Source organism: Paenibacillus sp. FSL P4-0081 (assembly GCF_000758565.1).
In the GTDB taxonomy this organism is placed as follows: Bacteria; Bacillota; Bacilli; order Paenibacillales; family Paenibacillaceae; genus Paenibacillus_AQ; species Paenibacillus_AQ phytohabitans.
Genome location: NZ_CP009280.1, coordinates 5,901,311 through 5,924,371, shown reverse-complemented (window position 1 = coordinate 5,924,371; position 23,061 = coordinate 5,901,311). Strand labels below are relative to the sequence as shown.

The window sequence follows — 23,061 nt, the reverse complement described above, 5'->3', positions numbered from 1 at the left end:
CACAGAATGATGGGGAAACACAAAGCGAAACGCACGGCGCTAGTATCGGCAGCATTGCTGCTGCTGCTGGCCGGCTGCGGCGGAAATAATGGCGGGAATAACGGGGGGGACAGCGCGGCAGCGGCGGATAACGGGGCAGGTAAAGCAGCAAGCGGAGAGAAAGCCAAAATCAGCTTCTGGGCTGCAGCTGTAACCACAGAACGCAATGCCTTCTTCGAAGAGATCGTGAAGCAGTTCGAGCAGGAGAATCCGGATATCGACGTGGATTATCTGGGCGTACCGGGAGACCTCGCGGCTTATGAGCAAAAGGTTAACGTGGCCATCTCTGCCGATCAGGCGCCGGATGTGATGAATGACTTCAAATCCGATCTGCTGGCCCGGGGGGTGCTGGAGCCGCTGGACACCTATTATGAGCAGTGGGCGGACAAGGACCTGCTCAACCCGGAACTGATTGCAAGTAACCGCAAGCTGGATACGGCAGAAGGTAAATTGTATGCGCTGCCATACAGCTCACAAACCTGGAATCTGTGGGTTCGTCCGGACTGGTTCAAGGAAGCCGGACTGACCTTGCCCGATACCTGGGACCAATTCTTCGATGCTGCCGCCAAGCTGACGGATAAATCGAAAGACCGTTACGGGCTCAGTATCCGCGGCGGCGCAGGCAGTGCCAATACGCTCGAAATGCTGATGTATGCTTACTCCGGCATTACCGATTATTTCACGGCAGACGGCAAAGCAACAATTAATGACCCGCTTAATGTTGAATTTGTAGAGAAATACCTGGGCTCTTACAATGTCTATACACCTGAGGATGACCTCAATAAAGGCTGGAGTGAACTGGCTGCAACCTTCCAGTCCGGCAAAGCCGGAATCGTTGTGCATAACTTAGGCTCGGCCAGCTCCCATGAGAAAGCCTTCGGCGGTGACTATACGAAGTTCGAAGCTGTACCTTTTCCAAAGAGCGTGAATGGCTACCGCGAACACCCTGGCCTTATGCCGCTGGGGCTGACGATGAGCAAATCGGCGAAGAACAAGGATGCGGTCTGGAAATTCATGACCTTCTACCTGTCGCATGATATCAACAGCAAATACGGCAAGCTCTATGGCGAAATTCCTGCCAATACAGAAGCTGCCGGCGATGAATGGGTGCAGAGCGTGCCTTACATGAAATCGGCCTCCGATCTGCTGAACAGCCAGGAGACGAAGTTCTCCGATGTGCCATACTATCTCGCGGGATATTCCAATGTGCAGAAATCGGTGGAACCGCTGATCCAGAAGGTAATGGCCAAGCAGCTGACCGCACAGGAAATGCTGGATCAATGGGCATCGCTGCTGGAACAGGAGAAGGCGGCACAATAAACTGCCCGGGCGGTAGGCGTCCGGCGCTGAAGGAGTTATTCAATGGAGACAATTAATACGCCCTGGGTATCCGACCTTGGCAACGGCCGGTACCGCAATCCGGTGTTGTATGCAGATTATTCCGACCCGGATGTGATCCGGGCCGGGGATGATTATTATATGACAGCGTCGAGCTTCAACCACATGCCGGGACTGCCGATTCTGCATTCCCGTGACCTGGTGAACTGGACGATCGTCAATCACGCGCTGGACAGGCTGGATCTGCCGGGATATGACCAGGTTCAGCACGGTAAAGGCGTATGGGCACCCAGCCTGCGCCATCATGACGGGAAGTTCTGGATCTTCTTCGGTACGCCGGATGAAGGAATCTTCATGACGCAGGCCGGGGACCCGCTCGGGAAGTGGACTGTACCCCATCTGGTCAAAGCAGCCAAAGGCTGGATTGACCCTTGCCCCTTCTGGGACGAGGACGGACAGGCTTACCTGGTCCATGCCTTCGCGAAGAGCCGCAGCGGCATCAAGCATATTCTGCATGTGTGCGGGATGAGCCCGGACGGCAGGGAGCTGCTGGATGAAGGCCGGCTGATTATTGACGGAACGGTCGATCATCCGACATTGGAAGGTCCCAAAATGTACAAGAGGGACGGATGGTATTACATTCTTGCCCCTGCAGGCGGTGTGTCCACCGGCTGGCAGACTGCCTTCCGGTCCAGGTCGATCTATGGCCCTTACGAGGATCAGATTGTGTTGGAACAAGGGGGTACCCTGGTGAATGGTCCTCATCAGGGCGGCTGGGTAGAGACGCCGGAAGGAGAAAGCTGGTTCCTGCATTTCCAGGACAAGGGGGCTTACGGACGGATTGTCCATCTGCAGCCTGTAGAATGGATTGACGGCTGGCCGGTAATGGGGAAGCAGTCTGCGGGAAGTTTGACCGGAGTGCCGGTATCCGAATGGTGCAAGCCGGGGTCTTCCGGCACCGGGACAGCGCTGCCGGCGGCTCCCCGGACCTCCGATGATTTCGCGGACGGGCGTCCGGGGCTGCAGTGGCAGTGGCAGGCCAATCCGCAGGACGGCTGGCTTGCCTCCGGCCACCCGGGTCCGGGGCTCCGGCTCCGCTGCGCGCCGCTCGGAGCGCAGCGGTTATACGATGCGCCGCAGCTCCTGATGCAGAAGTTCGCTGCGCCTGCATTCACGGCGCAGGTACAGATCAAACCGCATTTCGGAGCATTATCTGAACGCGCAGGCCTGGTAGTGCTTGGGCATAAAGCGGTACATTTAAGCCTGTTCTCCGGTGAGGACGGCGGCCTATGCCTGGGCCGGTTCGAGAGCCTGCCGGCAAGCCCGGAGGAAGAAGCAGAGCAGGAGTGTGCGTTTACGGATGATTTTGTGAAGCTGGACTCGGACGCTGTATATCTTCAGCTTATGGTCTCGGAAGAAGCGGAATGCCGCCTGGCGTACAGTCTTGACGGAGAAGCTTACACAGAGATGGGAGCTCCTTTCCGGTTGAAGGAAGGCGAAGGAGCCTGGGTAGGTGCCAAGTTCGGCCTGTTCGCGCTAGCTTGCGGTCCGGTTAACGCTGCGGCGGAGAACGGCTACGCTGAGTTCGGGCGGTTCGAGGTGCGTTAAGACTTCTCTTCGAGTACACTCAGAAATCTCCTTTTTAATACAGTTGTATTATTTAAAACAGTATAACAGCATGCCCGCTATTCAAGCAAGCTACGGGGTCATGGGAATTGCACCATGCGGAGCGGCATCTGCCGGTTGGGCACAGGATCACGGCCTCCGGTCTGCTTAGCGGCCGTTTGAACCTCCTTCCAGAAGGGTAAAAAGAGAGAAACACCCCTCGAGGAGAAAGGCGGTAAGCTTATGCTGTGGGGATTAATCGGACTCGTTGTCGTAGTATGGCTGTTCGGCTTTATCTTTGATGTTATGGGCAATCTGATTCACCTTCTGCTATTTGTCGCTGCGGTACTGTTTGTGATTAACCTGTTCCGGGGACGATCCCGGAGTTAACAGGACATAAACAAGAGCTGGTTCAAATACTTAATTAAACAGTTCACACACCAGCACGCGGTACCCTCATAGGGACGCGTGCTTTCGTGCGTAATCCTTGAATTCTCCCGCAGAGGAGACCTTAAGGAATAGTCCTGCTTCCGGCAAGTCTGGACACGTCCCCTCCGGATGCCTATAATGTAATCACTATGCAACCCTGGAGGAGAATCAATGAATAAGCCGATCATCGCCGTCGATATGGATGATACCATCTGCCATCTCGTCAAACGTGCGATATACCACAACAACATTGAGTTTCCTACGCATCCGCTCCGCTACGAGGATATGATGGACTGGAACACAGACCACCTTCGCCATCCGGACAGCACGATGGACCTTTTCTTCGGCAGACCCGGTCTGTACGAGGAGCTGGAGCTGTTCGATGAATATGTGACCGAAGAGATGGAGAAGCTTCACAACGCGTATGATGTCATTATTGTTACAGCCGCTGTGCCCAAAACGGTGCTTGAGAAATGGAACTGGCTGCAAAAGCACATGCCGTATATCCCGGCCGAGAACTTCTTCACCTGCAAGCGCAAGCATCTGATCGGCTTCGATCTGCTGATTGATGACGGTCCGCATAATTTGCTGCCCGCTGTACAGGCAGGGAAGAAGGTGCTCTGTATCCCGCATCCCTGGAACCTGCGGGCCCGGGAGGAATATGCCTTCCCGCTGATGACCTCCTGGCAGGGGGCGAAGGAGCGGGTGGATGAAATTCTGCAGGCACGGCAGTAGCCGAAGTCCGGAGACTGCATCTCCTATAAAGGGCTGTCCCAGAAAGCCATGAAATGGCTGCCTGGGATAGCCTCTTTTTATTGTTAAGGAGATTGTAGAGTTTCCGGAAATGTGGAGAGGAACTTGCTTATGAACGGAGGCGCCCTTGCCGGGCAACAGTTGGATAAACAGCACTTAATAGGCCGGGAATCACTCCCAGTAGGGTGAAAGCATGAAATTAAATGACGTTTATACAACTAATTACCTTAAAACATCCAAAACCTCTGAATTAAGATACGTTTTTCCAACTAATATTTGCGGAGCCAGCGCCAGCGCCGGAGCCGGAGCTAGAGCCAAGCTAGAGCTAGAGCCGGAGTCAGCGCCGGGGTCACTGGAGGTGTCTTGGCCAAGCACCCGCAGGAAGCCTGCGGGAAGTGCTGACCGCAAACGTTACTCACCCGTTAGGGTGATTTTTCTCTAATAGGATTATTTTGAGCGCATGGTATACGCCGCACGCAATTCCGTATTCCACACTCCTAAGGTGAGTACAAAGTCCCGGATGCTGAAAAAATGTAATCCAGTCATACTAACAAAAATCTAATATTTATATAAATGTTGCAAAATGAGTGTCTTAAACTACAGCTCTTGTGTATAGAAAGGATTTGCTTTCCCGTCAATGACAGCGCCCATAAGGAATGGGCTGAATTTCATGTATCGGGATAAGCGGCGAAAAAGGGGAGAAGTTGTCCTTCATTTTCCGTTAATCGAAATAATAAGGAGGAGATGTATTATTTTTTTGCTTTTTTATAAGAAGAAATTGGGTTTGTGTATATAATTTGCTATTAAGCGAATGTTCATCTTGATAACAAAATAAATAGGCGGAAAGAACCAAAAGTTATAATTATGTTATTGAAACCATTGACAGTTATGCTAACAAAACAATATTCTGTAGTCGTTAGAGGGCTACTGAATCCATTACGAGAAAGGAGGACGGGGCTGGGTCTAAATCCATTCAAACGAAAGTGGAATTAATGCAGGGATTATCCATTACGGGAGGGATGTTGCTTGAAGAAAATGTTGTCATTAATTATGGTGTTCGGATTGCTTATTGGGGTGGTACCGCCCTTGGAGGCAAGTGCAACGGCCAACCTTGCAGGGAACACAACCGCAGCTGCAAGCTCAAGCGAGGATTCAACAAAAACACCGGATATGGCCGTTGACGGAAATTCTTCCACCCGGTGGTCCTCTGCTTATGCAGATCCGCAGTGGATCAGCGTTGATCTTGGAAGCGCAAACAATGTAAATGGAGTTAGGCTAAACTGGGAAGCTGCCTTCGCTAAAGCGTATCAAATTCAGGTCTCCACAGATAACAGCAGCTGGAGTACAGTATACTCGACAACAACAGGAGACGGCGGGATTGATCAAATTTCATTTGAAGCCAGAAGTGCCAGATATGTGAGAATGTATGGAACGCAGCGGGCAACCCAGTACGGGTATTCCCTCTGGGATTTCGAGGTTTATTCGGATAGCGGCCCCGTAGATAACGGCATTACTTCCGGAGCGGTGTATAAGCTTACCGCCCGTCATAGCGGCAAAGCCCTTGATGTGGCTGGAGGTGCAGCTGCAGACGGAGCCAATGTGCAGCAATGGACAGATAATGGCACCCCCCATCAAAGGTGGAAGGTGATTGATGCGGGGGATGGGGCCTATAAATTGATCGCCGAATCCAGCGGCAAGGCGCTGGATGCCGCAGGCCCTGCAAATACAGACGGAGCCAATGTCCGCCAGTGGACGGACAACAATGCAGCCAGTCAGAAGTGGAGCATTATTGCTGCAGGCAACGGATATTACAAGTTAATATCCAAAAGCAGCGGTAAAGCCCTGGATGTAGAAGGAGGCTCATCTGCAGATGGAGCTAATGTACAGCAATGGACAGATAACGGGAACGCACAACAGAGATGGAAATTTACACAGATCGTAACTACCCCGGACTCCACTCCGCCAACTGCACCAACAAATCTCAAGAGCTCCTCAAAAACGGAAACCAGCGTAAGCCTTACCTGGACAGCATCTACAGACAACGCGGGAGTAGCAGGGTACGACATTTATAATGGAACGGCTCTGGCCGGAACGAGTACAACCACAAGCTATACGGTAACCGGCTTGACTGCCAATACAGCATACAGTTTCACAGTCAAGGCGAAGGACGCAGCAAGGAATGTATCTCCGGCAAGCACAGTTTTGAGCGTAACCACCGCTTCGACTTCCGCTAACAAGGGATTTTATATACAAGGAACGACCTTGTATGAGTCTAACGGAACTCCGTTTGTGATGAGGGGAATTAACCATGCTTACACCTGGTACAAAGGCCAGGACGCCGTTGCCATCCCTGCAATAGCGCGGACAGGAGCAAATACGGTAAGAATTGTTCTCTCCGATGGGCAGCAGTGGTCGAAAGACAATCTGGCAGCTATCCAGAGTCTGATTACCTTGTGTGAACAGAATAAACTGGTAGCCGTCCTTGAAGTCCATGATGGAACCGGCTCGGACAGCGAGACTGTTCTGAATAATATTGCGAATTATTGGATTGAAATGAAGAGTGCGCTTATCGGTAAAGAAAAGACGGTTATCCTCAACATCGCCAATGAGTGGTACGGCACGTGGGATGGGGCTAACTGGGCTAAAGGATATACAGCTGTAATACCGAAGCTTAGAAATGCCGGTATCCAGAATACCCTTATGGTTGACGGAGCAGGCTGGGGGCAATATCCGCAATCCATAGTTGATTATGGAACACAGGTATTTAATGCGGATCCCCTGAAAAATACGATGTTCTCGATTCATATGTATGAATACGCAGGCGGGAACGCGGCAACGGTTAAGACTAATATTGATAATGTGCTGAACAAGAATTTGGCGCTGGTTATCGGTGAGTTCGGAATCAGACATACGAATGGTGATGTCGATGAAGCGGCTATTATGAGCTATTCCCGGCAAAAAGGCGTCGGGTATCTCGGATGGTCGTGGAAAGGAAATGGCCCCGGTCTGGAGTATCTGGATATGTCCAATGACTGGGCAGGAACCAGCTACACCGAACAAGGAAATGCGCTCATCAACGGGCCGGACGGAATCAGAGCAACCTCGAAGCGGGCTGCGGTTTTTGATGCAGCAGCAGACAATTAAGTAACGGCCATTCATGTATCTTTCACCACTCAAAGACTGTATACCCGTTAGCGGGTTGCAGTCTTTATTTTTTACAGCTTTTTTTAATGGAATACAAATACAGTTATATAAATGTAAACACAGCCCCTGTTCATTAAAGAATCTGCTGATAAAATAATAATAAATCGCTTTCATGACAATTATTTAGTTTGTTTTTATAATTATTTACAGGGAATAGAACCGCAATCCTAATCACGTGAGCTTTAACTTTGCTGCCCTTTCACTTCCCGCTAAGAAGTGAAAGGGTATTTATTAATGTTTCCGCGGCATTACTAGTTAATAGAAGCAGCAGGCAGTTTTCCTTGTGTATGCCAAAGCTAACAAGTATAATTGTTTTGTTAGTTAAATGTTATGGTTTATTGTAAAAAGTTAGGTAAAGCTGATGAAGGGGAAGACCGAATGATGGATCAACACAAACACAGCAGGTGGTCTTTTATCAGGGACATGGGCATGGAGCGTAAGCTGCTGCTCGTCTTTCTGGTTATTATCACGCTGCCTCTTTCTATTATCAGCATCATCAGCTTTAAGAGCTATTCCGAGTCGATTCAAGCGAATACCGTCGCTTATTCAGAGAAGCTGATTGATCAAATGATGGACGGGATCGATGACTACATAGAAGATATGAAAAGGATATCCTCAATGCCGGCTTATGTAAACGATATCAAGCAGAATCTGATCGCGTCCAACCGGTATTATGAACAGAAGAAAATGACCCAGGGGGACCATGGAAACGCCGGGGTAGCGCCGGGTGATTTCGATCTGCTGCTGTCTATCCAGAGGGGAATAGAGGGCAACATCTCCTTCATTAACAATATCAAGCGGGGGACGAACTCCGTCTATATTTTTGACGCCTACGGTAACGGTTATTACTCTGCCAAGGATGGCGGCGTGCGGCTTGATCTGGATCAGAGCTATGCCTTCTGGACCGAGCAGGCCAAGGATTCCAGCGGTGAAGCGCTGCTATTCGGCACACAGGCCTACACTACCAATCTGCAGAGCACCCGTTATGCTTATACCGTTGTCCGCAAAATTGTCGACAGTCTCTGGAATCCGGTCGGACTGATTGCGGTGGAGGCTAATATCAGCAATATGGAGACCCAGGTAGCGGAGCTTGACCGGGTAACCCGCGGTACATCGCTGATCGTGGACGAGAAGGGCAAGGTCATTTATGACAGTGACCAGAAGCTGCTGACGAAGGATATCTCGCAGACTCCGCTATTCCGCAGCGCTCAGGGCACGGCCGGAAGCTTCTATGATACAGTCTCTGACAAGGAGCGGCTGAATATTTATTCCAGCTCCTCCAAGACGAGCTGGAAGGTGATTATCTCCATTCCGGTCGATGAATTAACCCGTGATGTGAAGCTGACCCGCAACGCAACCCTGGCGGCGACACTCATTATTATTGTGCTGGCCTTGTTCATTTCCATTGTGCTGTCCTTCGCGCTGACCAAACCGCTGACACAAATGATTCAGCTGATGAAAAGGGTGCAGGGCGGTGATCTGGATGTTAACTTCCGCGTGAAACGCCGGGATGAGATTGGCCTGCTCGGCCATCAGTTCAACCGGATGCTGGCCCGCATCCGGCAGCTGATTCAGGATATATACCGGATCGAGGAGCAGAAGAAGGAAGCGGAGCTGCATGCGCTGCAGAGCCAGATTAACCCGCATTTCATCTATAACACACTGGAGTCCATCCGGATGACGGCGGAGATTAACGATGATGTAGAAGCCGCCGATATGATCTCAATTCTGGGCAAGCTGCTGCGGTATAGCACCAGTGAATTGTCAGGCCGGACAACGATGAAGCAGGAGCTGTTATATGTCCGCAACTATGTTGAGCTTCTGGGCTGCCGTTATCCGGGACGGTTCGTGCTGCAGATAGATGTACCTGAGGAGCTGGATCATTATTCGATCATCAAGCTGGTGTTCCAGCCGATTATTGAGAATGCCGCGTACCATGGGCTTGATGACAGTAAAGAGCATATGCATCTCAGCATCAGCTGCGAGATCACCAGCCAGAAGCTGCTCTTCCATATCCGCGACAACGGCTGCGGGATGGAGCAGGCGACCCTGGACAAGCTGAACGATGATCTGAAACGGGAATCGCCTCCGAAGAAAAGCATCAATGGCGGGATCGGCATGAAAAATGTGCATCAGCGGTTACAGCTGAACTACGGGGCGGCTTATGGCATTGAGGTGTTCAGTAAGCTAGGCGAGGGGACGGATGTTATCCTCTCGCTGCCGCTTCCCCCGTACCGCTCGGCCAGTGAATCAGAGACAGAAGGGAGTCAACCGGATTGAAAAAGACGAACGCACACCGGCCTCTGCGTGCAATGTTATTAGTGCTGCTTCTGCTGTCTGCGGGCTGTGACAGCTCCGGCAGCCAGCCGGCCGTTCCGGCAACGCCTGCAGCAGACCATGAACAGCAGAGCCTGTCCGGTACCATTCTCATGCTGACGAACCGGATTGATCTTATTGAGAACGGTACAATGCAGGGGTATGCCGACCAGTTTATGAAGAAGTATCCGGAAGCAAGCGTAGAATTCGAAGGCTTATCCAACTATGCGACCGATATTATGGTGCGTCTCTCCACCAAGGATGCCGGTGATGTGCTGCTGCTGCCGGTCAATCTGCCGGCGAAGGAGCTGGATTATTTTTTTGAGCCGCTTAGTGCGGAGATGTCTGCGGGGGAGAGGTTCACTACCTTTGCTGCCTATGACGGCAGAAGATACGGCTTGTCTACCGGGACAACGACAAGCGGGATTGTCTACAACAAAAAGGCGTTCAAGCAGGCGGGCATCACGGAAATTCCGCAGACGCTGGATGAATTCTACGCCATCTGCGCCAAGCTGAAGCAAGCGGACATTACGCCGATCTATATGAATTACGGTGCAGTCTGGCCTCTGCGGGAATGGGGCAATAATATGGTTAATTACATGACCGGGAATCCCGATTACCTGAACGATATGGTTCATGAGAATGCTCCCTGGCAGCTTGATAATGAATGGGGCCGATTACTCGGAATTACCCGTACCATCATCGCCCGCGGTTATGCAGAGGATGAGCTGTTCTCGAATAATTGGGAGATTTCCAAAACCAAGCTGGCTAAAGGGGAGGCCGGGATGTTCCTGAGCGGCAACTGGACGATCCGCCAGATCCTCGATGCCGGAGCGGCTCCGGAGGATATCGGTTTTTTCCCGTTTCCCTATGATAACGGGCTGAAGCATTATGCACCTCTGAATCCCGACTGGTTCATCGGCGTCAGCAAATTCAGCAGAAACAAGGAGCTGTCGATGGCCTGGGTGGACTTCCTGGTCCATGAAACCTCTTATACCGCAGAAGGATTTCTTCCGCTGGACGGTAACGCAGAGCCTTCCATGGAACAATACCGTGAATTTCTCTCCTATCAGCCTGAGCTGGTAGAGGCGACCGTACAGACGGACACCTTTATTGATATGGCCAACCGCTCGAAGCTGTCCTTTGCCTCCGGAGACTATATCCAGGAGCTGATTGCCGCGCCGGATTTACAGAAGGCCTTTGACGGACTGAATGAGAAGTGGGAGGAAGCACGCGCTTTAACGGACACAAAGTAAAGAGAAGACTATAAAAAAGCAATACAGCACATTTTATATTGCCGGGATGAAGCCTATAATTGAAATGGTAACGCAATCATTGTGCAAGCGATAATAAGGCTGGAGGCGGTTTGCCAAGTGATCAGAATCATGATTGCGGATGATGAGGAAGTGATTCGCCGCGGGCTTGAGAAGATTACTTCCAGAATGGATGTGGAAGTGGAGGTTATCGGCTCGTATGGTAACGGTCTGGAGGCGTGGAATCACCTTTCAGCGATGTCATCAGGGGATCTTGATCTGCTGATTACGGATATCAAGATGCCTAGAATGGACGGCTTTAAGCTGATTGAAGAAGCCAGAGGCCATATGAAGAATCTGCCCATTGCGGTACTGAGCGGGTTCAACGATTTCGAATACGCCCGGCGGGCGATCCGTTTCGGTGTGATGGATTATCTGCTGAAGCCAATCGAGAAAGCCCAGTTATACGAACTGCTGAAGCGGGTAGAGGAGAACAGGCTGCTGAAGTCTTCCGGAACGGAACAGCCGGTATTGCAGGCTCCGGGAGGCAGGGAACATCACGTGGTCGAACAGACCAAAGTGATCCTGGAGAAGGAATACAGCCATAACTTCGAGCTGGAGCGCCTGGCGGAGACGGTCGGAATGAATGCCAGCTATATCAGCCGCCTGTTCAAATACAAGACCGGACAGACGATTACCGATTATCTGATTGGTATACGGATTGCGAAGGCCAAGGAGCTCCTGACCGCGCAGCCTGAACTCAAGAATTACGAAATTGCTGAACGGGTCGGCTATAATGATCCTGTATATTTCAACAAGCTGTTCAAAAAAATATGCGGCATGACTCCCAAGGATTATAAGAGCGGCTGCAGAATTCCCAAAGAATAAGCGGTACGGATAACTGCATGTTAACAGGATGAAATGAATGGCGGAGGGCGAAAGCCCTCTTTTTTGACGTTTTTTTGTATTGAATAACAAATTAATAAAAACAAAAATAACAAATTGAAGACCAGAAAAAACAATTCAAACCATCGTTTTAGGGTTGGATACGATCTATAATTAGTCTGTAAGCGATACCAACACTCTTTTTCACGAGAATAGGCATTAATTAAGCTCTTGTGTGGTGAATTAATCTTTAATCCCGTGAAAGTTTGTTAGTTTATTGTTATTATGATCTGTGAATCGGAGAGAGGGGTCTAACCAGCAATGAAGAAGACAAAGGCAGTTACAAGTTTAGCAGCATTGACGCTGATGGCGGGTTTATTCGCAGGCTGTTCGAGCAATAACAATGCGGATAATGCAGCAGCAACTAACGCAGGCAATACGGGGACAGGCACGGAGGCTACTGCTGCTCCTGAGGGAGATGCAGCCAAGGATATTAAAGGCAAAATCACGGTAATCACCCAAAGAACGGATATCGTTGATACCGTATTCAAGGATTACGCAGCCAAGTTCAACGAGAAATATCCGGATGTCAAAGTAAATTTTGAAGCGCTGTCGAACTATGAGGACCAGATCAAAATCCGGATGAGCACGAGCGATTACGGTGATGTGCTGCTGCTGCCAACCAGCGTGGCGATCAAGGACCTGCCGGAGTTTTTTGAGCCGCTGGGTAAAATGTCCGATCTGGAGCAGCAATATACGGGCCTGGAGGAACGCACGGTTGACGGCATATCCTACGGAATTCCGGTCACTGTTAACTTCTCCGGTGTGATCTACAACAAGCAGGTATTCAAAGATGCGGGTATCACTGAGGTTCCAAGAACCTTTGAACAGTTCCAGACCGCTCTGCAGAGCATCAAAGACAAGACGGATGCAGTTCCGCTGTACACGAACTATGCAGCAGGCTGGACGCTCACCCAATGGGAATCCGATCTGGCTACGGTTGCCGGAGACCGCGATTATGTAAATATCGCTCAGGTTGCCTCGGATGATAACTTCGTGCCGGGACAACCCCACTACGACCTGTACAAAGTAATGTACGACGCCGCGAAGAACGGACTGATTGAAGAAGATCCTACGACTACGGACTGGGAATCCTCCAAGGCTGATCTGGCGAACGGTAAAATCGGGACGATGATGCTCGGCTCCTGGGCCATCGGCCAGATCAAAGGCCTGGCTGCCAATCCGGATGATGTCGGCTTCATGCCTTTCCCTACCAACGCAGACAAAATTCTGGTTCCCCTGTCCGACGATTATAACCTGGGTGTAAGCATCCACAGCCAGAACAAGGAAGCGGCAAGAGCCTGGGTAGACTGGTTCATTAATGAATCCGGCTATCCGACCACTGAAGGCGGAGGCATGAGCCCGGTTAAGGGCGCTGAGCTTCCGGAAATCCTCAAGCAATTTGAAGGCACGGACGTAACCTTCGACACCCTTGCACCCGCCAAAGCCGGTGAAGAGGGCTGGGTGGATGCAATCGATAAAGAGGCAGAGATCGGCCTCTGGCAGCCTGACTTCAAGAAGGTAATCATTGAAGCCGCCATCGGCAACCGCAAGGATTCCTATGACGATATCATGAAGGACCTGAACGACAAATGGAAAGCGGCAAGAGCTAAGATTACAACTGCACAATAAGCTTTAAACCTCGCAGAGTGAAGACAGATTCAAGAGAACGGGGAGATGCGTCAGCGCATTTTCCCCTTCGCTTTTGCGGGTACAGGCAGGGTATGGATATGGAGTAATAAAGCTAGTGTTCTTAGGAGGTGTGGAGAGATTGTCCAACTTAAGCTATAAAAATCAGCGGATATTGATCATCCTGCTGTTCTCGTTAGTTCCGGTACTGCTGCTGTTGACGTTCTCATATTTACCCGTATTCAAAATGTTCCAGTACAGCTTCACAAGCTGGGACGGCTTCAGCAAGAAAATGGATTATGTCGGTTTCGACAACTATAAGACGATCTTCACCAAACCGGAGTATTTCGCCGTGTTTAAGGTCAGTCTGTATTATTTCTTCGCCACCTTTGTGCAAATGGGACTGGCCCTGTATTTCGCGACCATCCTGAGCTTCAATGTCCGTCTGAAGAACTGGTTCAAAGGCATTCTGTTCTTCCCGACACTGCTCAACGGGGTAGCCATCGGGTTCATCTTCCTGTTCTTCTTCAAGCCGGAGGGAACCCTTAATACACTGCTTGACCTGGTTGGACTCGGCGCATGGCAGCAGAAGTGGCTGCTGAATCCGCATCTGATCAATATTTCCCTCGCCTTTGCTTCCGTCTGGAGATACATGGGGATGAACTTCATCATCTTCCTCGGAGCGATTTCCTCGATCGGCAGCGATATTTATGAAGCTTCGGAAATTGATGGTGCGAACCGCTGGCACCAGTTCAGACATATTATCATCCCGAGCATCAAGCGTATTCTGCAGCTCAATCTGATCCTCGCGGTGAGCGGAGCGATCGGTGTCTTCGAAATTCCGTATGTCATGACCGGCGGCTCTAACGGCAGCGGTACCTTTGTCATTCAGACCGTCGATGTGGCCTTTAAATACAGCAAGCTGGGTCTTGCTTCGGCAATGGCTGTAGTGCTTCTGGGTATTGTTATTGTCGTGACCATTCTGCAGCGTGTGCTGATTAAGGAGGAGAAGTAAGAGATGCAACCATTCAAATACAGCGCAGCTTCTTTCTTCAAGTACCTCACCTTAGTCTTAGGCGCGCTTGCCGCCCTAATTCCGATCATTGTCGTCTTCTTCGCCTCGCTCAAAACCAATGCGGAGTATGCCAGCACCGGACCGCTTACCATGCCGGAGAACTGGCTGAATTTCACCAACTATACCAAAGCTTTTGTCGACGGCAAAATGCTGCTGGGCTTCATGAACACCATCATCATCGTACTGATCTCCATTGCCGGCGCTACCCTGACCGGATCGATGATGGCTTATATTCTCGCCCGCTTCAAATTCAGAGGCAGCAGCCTGCTGATGGGCGCTTTTCTGCTGGCAACCCTGATTCCGGCGGTAACCACACAGGTTGCTACCTTCCAGATCATCAACTCGCTGGATTTGTTCAATACGCGCTGGGCGCCCATTCTGATGTATCTTGGAACAGACATTATCGCCGTATATATTTTCATGCAGTTCCTTGACTCGATTTCCGAGTCGCTGGATGAATCGGCCATGCTGGACGGGGCATCGTACTGGACGATTTACTGGAGAATTATTCTGCCGCTGCTGAGCCCTGCCATTGTTACGGTCATTATCGTGAAGGGCGTTAACATCTACAATGACTTTTACACGCCTTTCCTGTACATGCCAAAAAGCAGCCTGCAGGTCGTTTCCACCGCGCTGTTCAAATTTAAAGGGCCTTACGGCTCGCAGTGGGAAGTCATCTGTGCGGCGATTATGATTGCGATCATTCCGACGCTGGTTGCCTTCGTCTCCTTGCAAAAGTACATTTACAACGGCTTTGCACAAGGTTCAGTAAAATAAAAAACATTTGGAGGAATCCTACATTGAAAGAAGTTAAGCTGACTACTGACCAGAATATCCCGAACATGCCTTGGCAGGACAGACCCGCAGGCAATGACCATCCGGTGTGGAGACACAGTGACAACCCGGTCATCAAACGTAATCCGGCCAAAGGCGTTGCCCGGATCTTCAACAGTGCCGTTATTGCCTATGAGGGCAGCTTTCTCGGCGTGTTCCGTGTAGAGGACAACACTACCCGCCCTCACCTGCGGATGGGCCATAGTGCGGACGGTCTGGACTGGACAATCGATGACGGGCCGATTCAGTTTATAGACGAAGCGGGCCAGCCGTATGCACCGCGTTATGCCTATGACCCGCGTCTGGTGAAGGTGGAAGACACCTATTACATCATCTGGTGTACAGATTTCTATGGTGCTGCCATCGGGGTAGCCAAGACACAGGATTTCAAAACGTTCATCAGCCTGGAGAATCCGTTCCTGCCCTTCAACCGCAACGGTGTGCTGTTCCCCAAGAAGCTGAATGGCAACTTCGTGATGCTGTCCCGGCCGAGCGACAGCGGACACACGCCGTTCGGCGATGTCTTCCTGAGCGAAAGCCCGGACTTCGTATACTGGGGCAAACACCGTCATGTCATGACCAAGGGCGGACAAGGCTGGTGGCAGAGCACCAAGATCGGCGGCGGTCCTGCCCCCATCGAAACGAGCGAAGGCTGGCTGATGTTCTATCACGGGGTTACAGGAACCTGCAACGGCCTCGTGTACAGCATGGGTGCGGTGATTCTGGATAAGGACGAGCCGTCGAGAGTCAAATACCGCTCGAGAAACTTCGTGCTTACCCCGGAAGAATGGTATGAGGAGAGAGGTTTCGTTAACAACGTATTGTTCCCTTGTGCAGCGCTGACCGACGCCGAAACCGGCCGCATCGCCATCTACTACGGCGCTGCTGATACCTATGTAGGCGTAGCTTACACCACTGTGCAGGATATTGTGAACTACGTCATCGACACCCATGAGGAAGTGGGCGATGATGCCGGCCTGGGCAAGATCTAGGACATCATCAACCCTAAGGAGAGTCAGCATGAACGAAAGATCACTGCCGCAACTGCAGGCATACGAAGGCAGCAGCCCGAGGCCCGCGGACTTTGAGGACTACTGGGAGCGCGCGCTGCGCGAGCTGGATGCGCAGCCGCTGGGTTATGAGCTGGTGCCGGCGGAATTTACGAGCCCGTTGGCGGATTGCTTTCATCTGTATTTCACCGGTGTCGGCGGAGCCAGAATACACTGTAAATATGTAAGGCCCAAGACCCTATCCGGCGGGAAGGGCGGTCCGGGAGTGGTCATGTTCCACGGCTACGCCTGTGACAGCGGCGACTGGCTGGAGAAGGTGGGGTATGCCGCCCACGGGATCAGCGTACTTGCCATGGATTGCCGCGGCCAGGGCGGGTTGTCCGAGGATAACCTGAGCGTTCAGGGCACAACGGTCCGGGGGCATATCATCCGCGGGATCGATGATCCGGACCCGGATCATCTGTACTACCGCAATGTATTTCTCGATACCGCCCAGACCGCGCGTATCCTGATGGCCATGCCGGAGGTTGACCCGGAGCGGGTCGGCGCCTTTGGGTTATCGCAGGGCGGCGGGCTTACTGTTGCCTGTGCCTCGCTGGAGCCGCGCATTAAGGTGGCCGTACCTGTATATCCGTTCCTCTCCGATTATAAGCGGGCCTGGGAGACGAATATTACAACCTCTGCCTATGAGGAGCTGAACTATTATTTCCGCTTCTTCGACCCGCATCATCTGCGAGAGGAAGAAATTTTTGGCCGCCTGGGCTATATCGATATTCAGAATCTGGCAGACCGGGTGCAGGCTAAGGTGCTGTGGGTAACCGGGCTGACAGATACCATCTGTCCTCCTTCGACCCAATTTGCTGCATATAATAAAATCACGGCGGACAAGGAACTTCTGGTATATCACGAATACGGCCATGAGTACCTTCCGTATCTTGCCGACCGGACACTGCATGCATTTATGGTGTTGTGAGATGAACAACAGCCCGTTCACCATTGTGAACGGGCTGTTTTTTGTTGTCTTTTTTCTGAAACTAATCATTAATTCTCCTGCAAATAATCCATTCCCGAACAATACTATAATTCATTGTAATATTAAGTAACTATGTTTTCAGACACCAAGGAGGATTGCAGGTTGCTTAATAGGTTAAATAATGCGCTTCTCATAAGTAATAAGCTGAGTCTCACAACGCTGCTAACGGGGCTCGTGACGCTGGTAATTCTGCTAACTTCGGGTATTCTTCTGGTGGGTTCATATGAGTCCAAGAAACGATCATTGACGGAGACGACGCTCCATCTGAATTATATTAATGCTGACCGTATGTCGAGGACGATGGATTCCTTATTTCTATCCATGCAGGGCAGCTTGAAATACAATGCCGGTATATTGTCCGGTATCGAGACCATGGCACCGGAGAAAGTGAATGAATATTTAGATCTGATGCGCAGCAGCAGCAATTTCTTCAATTCTATGACAGTGGTCGAAGCAAGCGGATTAATCCGCAATGTATCACCTGTCAGCTTGGGAACAGCAGGTAAGCACATCACCTCCAGCAATAGTCTGGAAGCCTTAGCGGTCCAAAAACCGTATATATCCTCCCCGTATCTGACAGCAAACACTAAGCGGCTGATCGTGTTTTTGAGCCAACCGATCGTTGGTAACACCGGTACATATCTCGGAATGTTAAGCGGCACGATCTATCTGCAGGAGAATAATGTCCTGTCTGAAATTTTTGACAACGGCCAGGAGGAGGATTCCGGCGCTTATTATTATATTGTGGATTCGGACGGGCATCTGGTGTATCACCCGGACAAGCAGCTTATCGGAGAGAGTGTCAGCAGCAATGCAGTTGTCCAAAGATTGATGAATAAGGAGAGCGGGGAGCAACAGGTGCGGAATACCCGGGGCACCGAGCTGCTTGCCGGCTACTCGAGCGTTCCGTCCAATGGATGGGGAATAGTGGTTGTCTCACCGATTGGTCAAATCCATAAGGAACTGATCGGCCACATTCGTATCCTGATCGGGTATTCCTTATTCCCGTTTATCATCATGCTGCTGGGCGTTATTCTCTTGGCGCGCAAGTTTGCGAGCCCCTTTGTCTACCTGGCCAATGTGGTGAGCAAGATGGGGAAGGAAAAGATAGAATTACGGGAAGCGAAGCAGTATTGGAGCCGGGAAGCCTATTTGCTGACCAATGGTGTATTGCTAGCCTTGGCCAATATTCAGGAGCAGACCGATCAACTGACCCAGGAAGCTGCGACGGATGCTCTGACAGGCCTGATGAACCGGAGATCCCTTGAACAAACGATAAATCAATGGATAACCGCAGATTTACCCTTTTCACTTGTCATGCTGGATGTAGATAAGTTCAAGCTTGTTAACGACACCTATGGCCATAACAGTGGTGATGAAGTGTTAATACATATTGCCAGGGTGGTGGCGGCCTCTCTCCGCCCGGACGATATCTGTTACCGCTATGGCGGTGAAGAATTCGTTATTCTCCTGGCCCGCACCACGCCTGAAGAAGCCTTTAACGCAGCTGAACGCATTCGCCGGGCAGTAGAACAAAGCGAGGCACCGGTTCCTGTGCAGGTTACGGTTTCTCAGGGCGTCGCGCATTATCCATCGCATTCCCCTGAACAGGAGGGCTTGCTGGAGAAGGCGGATCAGGCGCTGTATCTGGCAAAGAGCGGGGGGAGGAACCGAACGGTTATCGCTGAATGAACACGAAACAACGGCAGGCTCATTTACGAGCCTGCCGTTGTTTTGCGGTTTTTATGTGAAGGAAGCTCCATATTGCAGGGCAAGCTCCGCTTAGGAAGCCTGCTCAAACTGGCTGTTATACAGCTCTGCATAGAATCCGTTCTTCGCCAGCAATTCTGTATGGCTGCCGCTTTCCAGGATATCGCCGTCCTTCAGGACCAGAATCACATCGGCGTTCTTGATCGTGGACAGCCGGTGGGCGATGACGAAGGAGGTTCTGCCCTCCATTAGCTGATCCATCGCCTGCTGAATCAGCAGCTCAGTCCGGGTATCCACGGAGCTGGTAGCTTCGTCAAGAATGAGCATCGGTGCATCCTTCAGCATCGCGCGGGCAATGGTCAGCTGCTGCTTTTGTCCGGCGGACAGGTTGACCTTATCGTTCAGGACGGTATCATATCCGTCGCTAAGGCTCTGAATGAAGCGGTGCAGGCCAACCGCCTTGCAGGCTTCTACAAGCTTCTCGTCCGTGATATTCTGCTGATTGTAGATCAGGTTCTCCCTGATTGTGCCTTCAAACAGCCAGGTATCCTGCAGCACCATGCAGAACAAATCGTGGATGTTCTCCCTCGTCAGACTGCTGATCGGTGTGTCATCGATGTAGATTTCTCCGCCGGTCAGCTCGTTGAAGCGGATGAGCAGATTGACGAGCGTAGTTTTGCCTGCGCCGGTCGGGCCGACGATGGCCACCTTTTGCCCCGGCTTCACTTCTGTCGAGAAGTTTTTGATCACCAGGTTCCCGGAATTATCGTAAGCGAATTTCACCTGGTCAAAGCTTACTTTGCCTGCCGCTGTTGCCAGTGTGTTCTCTTTGCGGGTCTCGTCTTCCATTTCTGCTTCTTCGAGGAATTCAAACACGCGTCCGCCTGCGGCTGATGCCGATTGCAGGTTCTGCGCGGCCTGGGCGATCTGGGATAACGGCTGGGTGAAGTAACGAACATACATAATGAAGGCGACGATAACCCCGAAGGAGATAGTTCCATCCAAGGCCAGTACAGCGCCAACGACACAGACGGCGACGAAACCGAGATTACCGATAAAGCCCATCAGCGGCGGCATCAGTCCGGAGAGGAATTGCGCTTTGAAGGCGCTGTTCTTCAATCCCTGATTTAATTCCTGGAAGGTGGTGCGCATCTGCGCTTCACCGTTGTAGGCTTTTACAACGTTATGTCCGGTATAGACTTCCTCAACATGACCGTTGATTTTGCCCAAGAATTCCTGCTGGCTGGCAAAATACTTCTGCGATTTCTTCATAATAACCGCCATCAGGCCGAAGCCGATGATTGTCGCTACGATAGAGGTAAGGGTCATAATTACATTGGTCCGGAGCATCATGATGATCGAACCGATGAACATGGCTACGGCAGTTACGACTGTACCTATGCTCTGATTCATTGCCTGGCCGATGGTATCCACATCATTCGTTACCCGGGAGAGGATGTCCCCTGTGGCCGACTTATTATAGTAGGAGATCGGAAGCCGGTTCATCTTATGAGCCAGATCGGTTCTTAATTTCTTGGAGACCTTCTGGGTAATATTCGACATGATCAGGCCCTGCGAGAGTGAGAGCACCGCACTGATGGCGTAGATCACGACGAGGGTAATGCCGATGGCTGCAATGCCGTCCATATCGATCCCGCCTGCGAGACCGGCAGTGATTTTGTCCGTAATCTCGGAGAGCATATCCGGACCGAGCAGGGTGAGCACGGTTCCGGCCGCCGCGCAGATCAGCGCAATGACGATCACCGGAACGTATTTACGGCAGTAACGGAGCAGCTTGCTCCAGGTATTCTGTCCTTTAGCTTTGGTTTTCATCTTCATTAGGCGAGCTCCTCCTTGGTCAGCTGTGAGTAAGCAATTTCCTGATAGACGGCGCAGGTTTGCATTAATTCGTCATGCGTGCCCATACCGGCAATTTGCCCGGCTTCCAGCACGATGATTTTGTCGGCGTCTTTAATCGTGCCAATGCGCTGGGCAACGATCAGCATCGTGGACGCATGAGCGTCTTTCTTCAGCTCGCTGCGCAGCTTGCGGTCCGTCTTATAGTCAAGCGCCGAGAACGAATCATCGAAGATCAGAATTTCCGGGCGCCGGGCAATCGCTCTGGCAATCGACAGCCGCTGCTTCTGTCCGCCGGACAGATTGGAGCCGCCTTGGGCGATGTGGGCCTCATAGTTGCCCTCCAGCTTTTCCACAAATTCAGAGGATTGGGATGTGTACACCGCATCTACAATATCGGAGCTGAGCACCTGACCGGCACCATTCTCGCCAAAAGCGATATTCGAAGCCACCGTTCCGCCGAACAGTACCGCTTTCTGGGAGACATAGCCCATTTTATTACGCAGCACCTGCTGGTCGTATTCTTTGACATTGATGCCGTTCACGAGCACTTCGCCTTCGGTAGCATCATAGAAACGGGGAATGAGGTTAACGAGCGTACTCTTGCCGCAGCCTGTTGAGCCGATAAAAGCAACCGTCTCGCCCTGCTTCGCGGTAAAGCTGATGTTCTCCAGCACATAATCCTCTGCGTCCGGATATTTGAAGCTAACCCCTCTGAATTCAAGCTCATCCTCACGCTTCACAGGGAAATGAGTGACTGATCCGTTCTTCAGGCTAGGCACGGTTTCCAGCACTTCATTAATACGTTTGGCCGATACCTGGGCGCGGGGCAGCAGAATGAAGATCATGATCAGCATCATAAAAGCCATAACGACCTGCATCGCGTACGATGAGAAGACAATCATATCCGAGAACAAGCCCATCTTGGCGGTGCCGTCGGCTGCTTGAATAATTACAGCACCAATCCAATAGATGGAGAGGCTGAGTCCGCTCATAATCAGGGAAATACTCGGCATCAGCGTTGTCATTACATTGTTGGCAAACAAATTGGTGCTGGTTAGCTCGTTGTTGGCGGAGGCGAATTTCTCTTCCTGGTATTTCTCGGCATTGTAAGCCCGGATGACCCGCAGACCGTTCAGATTCTCTCTGGATACGCGGTTCAGATTGTCGGTTAACTGCTGCAGTTTCTTGAATTTAGGAAGAACGAGAGTGATGCAGACGGCGACAATCAGCACCAGCAGCCCAACAGAGGCCCCTGTCGCCAGCGTCCACTGCCAGCTTTTACCCGTAATCTTAAGAATAGCCCATACGGCAAGGATTGGCGCCTTGACCAGCAGCTGCAAGCCGATAACAATCAGCATCTGGACCTGGGTGATATCATTCGTGGAGCGGGTAATCAGGCTGGCGGTCGAGAAGTTGCTGATCTCCTCCATCGAGAAGGACTGCACCTTATCGAACAATTTGGCGCGTAATCTGGCTGACAGGTCGGCCGCGATTCTGGCGGCAATCCCTGCCACGACAATCGAGGTCGCCAGACTGCCGAGCGCACAGAGCAGCATCCAGGCTCCGGCCGTAATGATCTCACTCATTTCGCTACCCGGGGTCTGGATCAGCCGGGTAATATCACTCATGTAGCCGGGCAGCTCGAGATCCAGCCAGACCTGCGCGATAATGAACATGAGGCTGATGCCGAATAAGAACCATTCTTTGGGCTCCAGATTCTTCAGTAATTTCAACATAAGAATGACTCCTTTGCGTGTTTGTTGCTATGATCGTACCGGAGAATGATAAACTGAAAATTAACTTTTGCTGAAACAAGCTGAAAATACTATGAAAAAGAGGCCGTCCCAGGAGCGGCCATGAGACCGGATATAACAAAGAGGCCGTCCCGGGAGCGGCCATGAGACCGGATATAACAAAGAGGCCGTCCCGGGAGCGGCCATGAGACCGGATATGACAAAGAGGCCGTCTCGGGAGCGGCCATGAGACTTGCTATGACAAAGAGACCATCCTAGGAGCCGCCATGAGGTG

16 protein-coding genes are annotated in these 23,061 nt (G+C 51.3%); 14 read left to right on the top strand and 2 right to left on the bottom strand.

Features of this window, described 5'->3' with window-relative positions:
• The first annotated feature begins 6 nt into the window (after positions 1-6).
• The 14 genes from P40081_RS25335 to P40081_RS25275 all read left to right on the top strand — a co-directional run bounded on the left by P40081_RS25335 (position 7) and on the right by P40081_RS25275 (position 19,155).
• Positions 7-1,359, top strand: coding sequence for an ABC transporter substrate-binding protein (locus P40081_RS25335; protein WP_052421990.1), 1,353 nt, complete (start codon positions 7-9; stop codon positions 1,357-1,359).
• A 42-nt stretch (positions 1,360-1,401) separates the two neighbouring features.
• On the top strand, positions 1,402-2,985 hold the full coding sequence (locus P40081_RS25330) for a glycoside hydrolase family 43 protein (RefSeq protein ID WP_042138992.1): 1,584 nt from the start codon (positions 1,402-1,404) through the stop codon (positions 2,983-2,985).
• 240 nt (positions 2,986-3,225) lie between these two features.
• Positions 3,226-3,372 carry a lmo0937 family membrane protein gene (locus P40081_RS38685; protein WP_144026097.1) on the top strand — a complete coding sequence of 49 codons (147 nt, stop codon included), beginning with the start codon at positions 3,226-3,228 and terminating at the stop codon, positions 3,370-3,372.
• A 210-nt stretch (positions 3,373-3,582) separates the two neighbouring features.
• Positions 3,583-4,146: a 5' nucleotidase, NT5C type gene (locus P40081_RS25325; RefSeq protein WP_042138991.1), complete on the top strand. Its 564-nt coding sequence runs from the start codon at positions 3,583-3,585 to the stop codon at positions 4,144-4,146.
• A gap of 1,053 nt (positions 4,147-5,199) precedes the next feature.
• On the top strand, positions 5,200-7,308 hold the full coding sequence (locus P40081_RS25320; RefSeq protein ID WP_442950232.1) for a cellulase family glycosylhydrolase: 2,109 nt from the start codon (positions 5,200-5,202) through the stop codon (positions 7,306-7,308).
• 438 nt (positions 7,309-7,746) lie between these two features.
• The gene (locus P40081_RS25315; RefSeq protein WP_042138989.1) at positions 7,747-9,648 is read left to right on the top strand and encodes a cache domain-containing sensor histidine kinase; all 1,902 of its coding nucleotides are present in this window, start codon (positions 7,747-7,749) and stop codon (positions 9,646-9,648) included.
• Positions 9,645-10,940 carry an ABC transporter substrate-binding protein gene (locus P40081_RS25310; RefSeq protein WP_231575191.1) on the top strand — a complete coding sequence of 432 codons (1,296 nt, stop codon included), beginning with the start codon at positions 9,645-9,647 and terminating at the stop codon, positions 10,938-10,940. The genes P40081_RS25315 and P40081_RS25310 overlap by 4 nt, the downstream gene beginning before the upstream one ends.
• A gap of 117 nt (positions 10,941-11,057) precedes the next feature.
• Positions 11,058-11,825 carry a response regulator transcription factor gene (locus tag P40081_RS25305; RefSeq protein ID WP_042138988.1) on the top strand — a complete coding sequence of 256 codons (768 nt, stop codon included), beginning with the start codon at positions 11,058-11,060 and terminating at the stop codon, positions 11,823-11,825.
• Between the two features lie 318 nt (positions 11,826-12,143).
• Positions 12,144-13,514, top strand: a complete 1,371-nt coding sequence (locus tag P40081_RS25300; protein ID WP_042138987.1) for an ABC transporter substrate-binding protein — start codon at positions 12,144-12,146, stop codon at positions 13,512-13,514.
• 130 nt (positions 13,515-13,644) lie between these two features.
• A complete protein-coding gene (locus P40081_RS25295; protein WP_042138986.1) occupies positions 13,645-14,526 on the top strand; it encodes a carbohydrate ABC transporter permease in 882 nt (293 codons plus the stop codon).
• 3 nt (positions 14,527-14,529) lie between these two features.
• Complete coding sequence (locus P40081_RS25290) at positions 14,530-15,363, top strand: carbohydrate ABC transporter permease (protein ID WP_042138985.1); 834 nt, start codon at positions 14,530-14,532, stop codon at positions 15,361-15,363.
• A 65-nt stretch (positions 15,364-15,428) separates the two neighbouring features.
• On the top strand, positions 15,429-16,412 hold the full coding sequence (locus tag P40081_RS25285) for a glycoside hydrolase family 130 protein (protein WP_197074406.1): 984 nt from the start codon (positions 15,429-15,431) through the stop codon (positions 16,410-16,412).
• A 28-nt stretch (positions 16,413-16,440) separates the two neighbouring features.
• Positions 16,441-17,403 carry an acetylxylan esterase gene (locus P40081_RS25280; RefSeq protein ID WP_042138983.1) on the top strand — a complete coding sequence of 321 codons (963 nt, stop codon included), beginning with the start codon at positions 16,441-16,443 and terminating at the stop codon, positions 17,401-17,403.
• Positions 17,404-17,565: 162 nt separating this feature from the next.
• Positions 17,566-19,155, top strand: coding sequence for a sensor domain-containing diguanylate cyclase (locus tag P40081_RS25275; protein ID WP_042138982.1), 1,590 nt, complete (start codon positions 17,566-17,568; stop codon positions 19,153-19,155).
• Between the two features lie 90 nt (positions 19,156-19,245).
• Here P40081_RS25275 and P40081_RS25270 read toward each other — a convergent pair whose 3' ends face one another.
• Positions 19,246-21,012 (bottom strand): ABC transporter ATP-binding protein, encoded by a 1,767-nt coding sequence (locus P40081_RS25270; protein ID WP_042138981.1) that lies wholly within the window; start codon positions 21,010-21,012, stop codon positions 19,246-19,248.
• Positions 21,012-22,769, bottom strand: a complete 1,758-nt coding sequence (locus tag P40081_RS25265) for an ABC transporter ATP-binding protein (RefSeq protein WP_042138979.1) — start codon at positions 22,767-22,769, stop codon at positions 21,012-21,014. The genes P40081_RS25270 and P40081_RS25265 overlap by 1 nt, the downstream gene beginning before the upstream one ends.
• Positions 22,770-23,061: the final 292 nt, after the last annotated feature.